At 40.4% G+C, this 5696-nt stretch carries 6 protein-coding genes and 1 pseudogene; 5 read left to right on the top strand and 2 right to left on the bottom strand.

The genetic code is table 11. The annotated features are described in order from the left end of the window. Positions 1 to 182: pseudogene (locus RQ763_RS08860) on the top strand (hypothetical protein); the annotation flags it as partial. 28 nt (positions 183 to 210) lie between these two features. Here RQ763_RS08860 and RQ763_RS08855 read toward each other — a convergent pair. Together RQ763_RS08855 and RQ763_RS08850 are read right to left on the bottom strand one after the other, a co-directional pair. Next, positions 211 to 1080 carry an MBL fold metallo-hydrolase gene (locus tag RQ763_RS08855; RefSeq protein WP_314152450.1) on the bottom strand — a complete coding sequence of 290 codons (870 nt, stop codon included), beginning with the start codon at positions 1078 to 1080 and terminating at the stop codon, positions 211 to 213. Positions 1081 to 1108: 28 nt separating this feature from the next. Then, a complete protein-coding gene (locus tag RQ763_RS08850) occupies positions 1109 to 2206 on the bottom strand; it encodes an HD domain-containing phosphohydrolase (protein WP_314152449.1) in 1098 nt (365 codons plus the stop codon). 131 nt (positions 2207 to 2337) lie between these two features. Here RQ763_RS08850 and RQ763_RS08845 point away from each other — a divergent pair, with 131 nt between their 5' ends. The 4 genes from RQ763_RS08845 to RQ763_RS08830 all read left to right on the top strand — a co-directional run. Further along, positions 2338 to 2778: a DoxX family protein gene (locus RQ763_RS08845; protein ID WP_314152447.1), complete on the top strand. Its 441-nt coding sequence runs from the start codon at positions 2338 to 2340 to the stop codon at positions 2776 to 2778. Positions 2779 to 2781: 3 nt separating this feature from the next. Beyond that, the gene (locus tag RQ763_RS08840; protein ID WP_314152446.1) at positions 2782 to 4533 is read left to right on the top strand and encodes an FMN-binding glutamate synthase family protein; all 1752 of its coding nucleotides are present in this window, start codon (positions 2782 to 2784) and stop codon (positions 4531 to 4533) included. A 6-nt stretch (positions 4534 to 4539) separates the two neighbouring features. Next, positions 4540 to 5031 (top strand): gluconate 2-dehydrogenase subunit 3 family protein, encoded by a 492-nt coding sequence (locus RQ763_RS08835; protein WP_314152445.1) that lies wholly within the window; start codon positions 4540 to 4542, stop codon positions 5029 to 5031. Continuing rightward, on the top strand, positions 5028 to 5696 hold a 669-nt coding region (locus tag RQ763_RS08830), incomplete at its 3' end, for an FAD-dependent oxidoreductase (protein WP_314152444.1). The genes RQ763_RS08835 and RQ763_RS08830, both read left to right, overlap by 4 nt.

Genomic DNA, 5696 nt, shown 5'->3' with positions numbered 1-5696 from the left:
AAGAGATGAAAAAAGATGGCAAGTGCGGTGACGCAAAAAAAGAGATGAAAAAAGATGGCAAGTGTGGTGACGCAAAAAAAGAGATGAAAAAAGATGGCAAGTGCGGTGACGCAAAAAAAGAGATGAAAAAAGAAGCGCCTCAAGCAGGCAAGTGTGGCAAAGGAAAATGCGGCTCTAACTAACTTCATTCTTTAAGCAGAGTAACTCTGCTTAAAAATCTATCTTCATTCTATCTTCGGCAAAAATCACATCCCCTGAAAAATTCTTATGAATTAGTTTGAGAGTCTCTTCCTCATGCGTTTTCGTTCTTTTCATTCTGTGCGTCAATACAATTTTTTTCACTTGAGCTTTTACAGCTATCTTTGTAATTTTAGATGGTGTCATATGCAACTCTTTTGCAAAATTATTTGTTTCTTGGGGTATCGCATGATGTGCTATAAAGAGATCTGCTTTGTATGCAAATCTTTCTAAGGTGTTTTGCTCATCATTGGTGTCCCCGCTAATAACAATAGATTTTGAACCTACATCTATACGCAAAGCAAGTGCAGGGACTATGCCGTGATGAACCGTAATAAAATTAAGTGTAAAATCTTTGTATCTTAGTGTTTTTTTTTCTCCTTTAGCTATTTCAATGGGGATGAGTTCAAAAGAATCACTCTGTGATGTGAGGATGTCTTGCATGTACCGATACGCTCCTTTTTTACCGAATAGAATCTCCACAAATTCTCTAATGGATGGAAAATATTTATTGCCGTAAGGTCCAATAATATCCAAAGAGTTTTGTCGATTTGTAAAAAATCCTGCTTTCATAAAAGAGGGAAGATCTGCACTGTGATCGATGTGCATATGCGTAAGGACAACAGCATCAAGATCTTCTATAGTCGCACCGCTTTGTTCAAAGCGTAGCATAGAACCACTTCCAAGATCAATGAGCAGTTTAGCTTTGTCGTTAATCCAAAGCAAATAAGAGGTGCTGGCACGCCCATCTATTTCAGGACCTCCTGAACCAAGTATCTCAAATCTTATATTTTTTCCATGAATGAGTGTTAAAGTTAGGCAAAAAATTAAAAAAAACTTCATAGTTGTACTCCGATTTAAAATTTATGAATTATACATCCTTAAACTGTTCCTTTATTTCAAGAAAGTGTTCCAGATTTTCCATAAGAAGCGTAACAAGTTTTGGCTCAAAGTGTTTACCCTTCTCTTTTTCAAAAAGATTTAAAATATCTTTCATCTCCCATGCTTTTTTATAGACTCTATCACTTGCAAGTGCGTCAAAAACATCTGCAACGGCAGTAATACGACCAAAAATATGAATCTCTTCTCCGGCTTTTGCGTTTGGATATCCGCTTCCATCCCATTTTTCATGATGCTCCCCTGCAACGATAGCGGCAGCTTTTAGGATTGGTTTGCCTGAGTGTTTAAGCATGTCTTGTCCTAAAGCCGCATGTGTTTTCATCACTTCAAACTCTTCAAAGGTGAGTTTGCGCGGTGCATTTAAAATAGCATCCGCAATCCCTATTTTGCCAATATCATGCATAGGACTTGCCATCTGCAAAAGAGCCGCATCCTCTTCGCTTAAACCGTACAAAATAGCAAGTTTGTAGGAGTAAAGTGCTACTCGCTTGACATGATTTCCAGTCTCTTTTGAACGCGTTTCACCTATCTCTCCCATAGCATAAATAATATCTTTTTGAGTCTCTTCAATCTCTTTGTTGAGGGTTATGAGTTCTGTGACATCCGTAAAGTAAGCTAAGATAAGTCGCTCTTCTTGAATCCCTTTTATTTCAACTTGGTATGAGGTGCTTTTGTTTTCAAAAAATATGGTATTTTGCGTGTTTTTTGCAGCTACCTCTTTTGGATTATTTATACTTAAGGACTCAAGAGAGGTGATTTCTAAAAGATCTTTATGTGATGCTTCATTGCGAAAAAGAATCGCGCCTTTTTCGTTAAAAATGAAAACAGGAGAGTTTCTGTGTTTTGGAAGAAGAGAGAGATAGTAATTTTTTAGACTATATTTTTGATTGAGATTGAAAAGTGCATAAATAAAACAAAATCTCTTTAGTGCGGTATAAAATATTACTAGAGCAATAACTGCCAAAGTGTAAGAAGATTCATAGATTGAAAAAAACAAGAGCAGTGATGCAATCGTAAAACGAATATTTGCCTCTTTATGGCTCATGTTGCAACTTGGTTTTTTAGACATGCGACGCTCCCTTGTCTTGGAAATAAAAGAGTATATCATTTTTTATATGAGACAAATGTAATCAAGCATACATACAGAGTTATAAATATCTGTTATTATATGTCAATTTAAAATTGATTGAGGAGTGTACTATGAAGTGCAAACAGATATATATTGAGTTTTCCAGATTGAGTGAGTATTTGAAATCATTTGCTTTATTGCTGGCACGTTTAGCGGTTGCTTACGGGTTTTATGAGCCTGCTATGATGAAGTGGGGTGATATAGCCTCTGTTTCCGGTTGGTTTGAGTCTTTGGGCATACCGTTTCCGACGCTCAACGCTTATATGGCGGCAAGCACTGAGATAGTCGGCGTAATACTACTTACATTAGGGCTTTTAACACGCTTTATTTCACTGCCGCTTATTGTCGTCATGATAGTGGCTATCGTGACGGTGCATCTTCCAAACGGTTTTTCTGCAGGTGATAACGGTTATGAAATACCATTGTACTATATGCTCTTTTTGCTTATTTTTGTATCTAATGGAGCAGGCAAGTTTAGCCTCGATAGACTTTTTTTCGGTGATAAGAACTAAAACATGGAAGCACTCTTAGATTTTAAAGATGCGGTAAGCCAATTTCGTTTTCCGCTTCTTTTCTTTTTGCTTCAGGCTTCATTGATTGTTTTTGCTCTTATATCTCTTGTTTTGTTTGTCTATGACAGATTTATTCAAAGAGAGGATCAGCTACTTATCAACTACCCTCTCATAGGTCGCATGCGGTATCTTTTTTATCTCTTGCGTGACCCGATGAGACAATATTTTGGGGATGAGAAGTTTTACGAATCTTTTGACAAAGTAAAATGGGTTTATGACTCCGCAGAGAGAAAAGCCGCGTACGCCTCTTTTTCTCCGGGACAACCGCAAAAATCTGCACGGCTCTCCATTAAAAATGCCAACTGTGTGCTTAACACAGAGGATGTTAGCGAGGAGTTCGGGGTTACTTTTGGGCAAGATTCAAAGCACCCCTTTAAAGCTCATTCAGTTTTGGGCAGAAGCGCCATGAGTGACGGTGCGATTTCTCCGGAGGGAACACGCGCTTTTAGTAAAGGGGCTTATCTGGGAGGTTTTCCTATCAATACGGGAGAGGGAAGCCTTACCTCAAACTTCTTATATACACATCGCTACAATCCGAAAAACAGAGATTATCTCGATGTCATAGAGGGAACCTTTTTTGCCAAGAGCGTTTATCTGTTTGTGAAATTTCTGCTCAATGCCTCTGCTGCCGAGAGAGTTTATAGGCATATGGTAATTTTATCAAGTGACGCAGAGAGTTATCTTTTTGATGAAGAGCATAAGGTGTGCTATCGTGTTAACTGGAATGCACCCCTTGAAGCTTTTCCAAAAGAGATACCCTCGGACGTACCAGATATCATTTTTCAAATAGGAAGCGGTCTTTACGGTGTTAGAGATAAACAGGGTGGCTTTGATGAGCAGCGTTATATAAAAAGCATGCGATTCGCCCGAATGACGGAGATAAAAATGGCGCAAGGAGCGAAGCAGACGGGAGGAAAGCTTTTAGCAGACAAAGTAAGCGAAGCCGTGGCATATTATAGGGGAGTAGAGGCGCATAAAGATCTCTTTTCACCCAATCGGTTTCCTTATGGAAAAACTCTTGAAGAACTTTTTGATTTTATGGGCAGGCTCAAAGAACTCTCGGATAAGCCTGTAGGCGTGAAGATTGTTATCTCTTCAAAAGATACTTTTTTGGAGTATGCTTCTTTGATAAAAAAAAGAGTAGAGGAGGGTTCTAGAGCGTACCCTGATTTTATTACGATTGACGGAGGTGACGGCGGAAGCGGCGCTGCTCCTCTGGAGATGATGATGACGGTCGGAATGGTAATAGCAAAAGCACTTTATATAGCAGATATGGCACTCAAAGAAGCAGGTGTACGAGAAAAAGTTAAACTTATTGCGAGTGAAAAAGTTCTTACTCCCGATGATGCTATCGTTCTTTTTGGCATCGGTGCGGATTATGTAGGAATTGCCAGAGCCTTTATGATGAGTGCAGGGTGCATTCGCGCACGTGAATGTTCAGGCGCACATGGACGGCACTGCCCCGTCGGACTTGCAACGCAAGATAAAAAGAAGAGAGCCTCTTTTTTGGTGGAGCAAAAAGCAAGAAATGTCGCCTCTTATCACGCACAGATGATACACGGTATGCAGCAGCTTTTGGCGATTATGGGAGTAGATCACATATCAAAACTCAACAAATCACACCTTATCTTTAAAGACCATGCGGGAAAAACTTATATGAATGTAGATAACTATTTTGAAGAAATGTTAGTATAATAAAGTATGATTTTAAACACGCGTAGAAATTTTTTCAAACAAAGTTTTTTAGGCGGAGCTGTTTTGCTCTTTGCCGGTTCCTCTTTGTACGGAGCAGCAGAACCTTTAAAAACTCTCACACTTGTTCAAGAAGATCTTTTTCCAAAAGCAAAAGAGCTCTATGTCGATACTGCTTCTTATCTGCTACTTATTTTAGACCATTCAAGAATTAGCACTTCACACAAAGAGTTTCTTCGCAATGGCGTTCAATGGCTTCATGAGGAGTCCCTAAAGCTTCACGGCAAGCTTTACTATAATCTTTCAGCACAAAAACGACAAGAGGTGTTGCAGGAGATTTCAGAGTATGGATGGGGCGAGTCATGGATAGAGGCTCTTTTGACTTACAGTATGGAAGCACTGCGCAGTGACGCAGTTTACGGTGTAAACAAAAAAGATGCGGCGCAAAAGTGGCTTGGATTTAGTGCGGGTTTACCGCATCCAAAAAGTGCGTATCTATGACGTACGATGTTTGCATCATAGGGAGCGGTGCAGGCGGCTCGCCTGTCGCTTATGAGCTGAGTCGCGCAGGTTTTAGTGTGGTTGTGCTTGAAAAAGGAAAAGAGTACAAGGAAGATGATTTTAACAAAGATGAGCTGGCGGTTTCGCGGCGCGAGCTTTTTACTCCTGACCTTAAAGATGAGCAGCATGTTATCTATGAACTAGACGAGAGTAAAGAGCGCAGAAGATATCTAGGAAGCGATTACCAATGGAGTTTTTGGAACGGCTCTATGGTGGGAGGATCATCAAACCTTATGAGCGGCTATTTCCACCGCATGAAGCCAAACGACTTTAAGCTTCTCTCGACTCATGGAGAGATAGAGGGCGCAAATGTGGCGGATTGGCCTCTCTCTTATGAGGAGCTGGAGCCCTACTACGAAAAAGTTGAGCGCATAGTCGGTGTTAGCGGGGAGGTGGTTACACACTCCTTTTTGGAGCCCAGAAGCACCTCCCGTTTTCCTTATGCAAAACTTGAAGAAAACGGAGTGACAAAGTGGTTTGACGCCGCATGCAAATCTCTTAACTTTGAGAGCATTCCGACCCCGCGGGCAATACTCTCAAATGCAGCGTTAAAGCGAAATGGATGCTCTTACTCAAACTTTTGCGGGAGTTACGGATGCGCAACG

Source organism: Sulfurimonas sp., from assembly GCF_032250635.1.
Classification (GTDB): Bacteria; Campylobacterota; Campylobacteria; order Campylobacterales; family Sulfurimonadaceae; genus Sulfurimonas.
Note: the sequence above shows the minus strand (reverse complement) of the source record. Positions and strands in the feature narration are given on the sequence as shown.

What these genes read in the sequence shown, in the direction of transcription:
- RQ763_RS08855 (WP_314152450.1), bottom strand. Translation starts at nt 1,080, where the DNA reads ATGAAGTTTTTTTTAATTTTTTGCCTAACTTTAACACTCATTCATGGA.
- RQ763_RS08850 (WP_314152449.1), bottom strand. Translation starts at nt 2,206, where the DNA reads ATGTCTAAAAAACCAAGTTGCAACATGAGCCATAAAGAGGCAAATATT.
- RQ763_RS08845 (WP_314152447.1), top strand. Translation starts at nt 2,338, where the DNA reads ATGAAGTGCAAACAGATATATATTGAGTTTTCCAGATTGAGTGAGTAT.
- RQ763_RS08840 (WP_314152446.1), top strand. Translation starts at nt 2,782, where the DNA reads ATGGAAGCACTCTTAGATTTTAAAGATGCGGTAAGCCAATTTCGTTTT.
- RQ763_RS08835 (WP_314152445.1), top strand. Translation starts at nt 4,540, where the DNA reads ATGATTTTAAACACGCGTAGAAATTTTTTCAAACAAAGTTTTTTAGGC.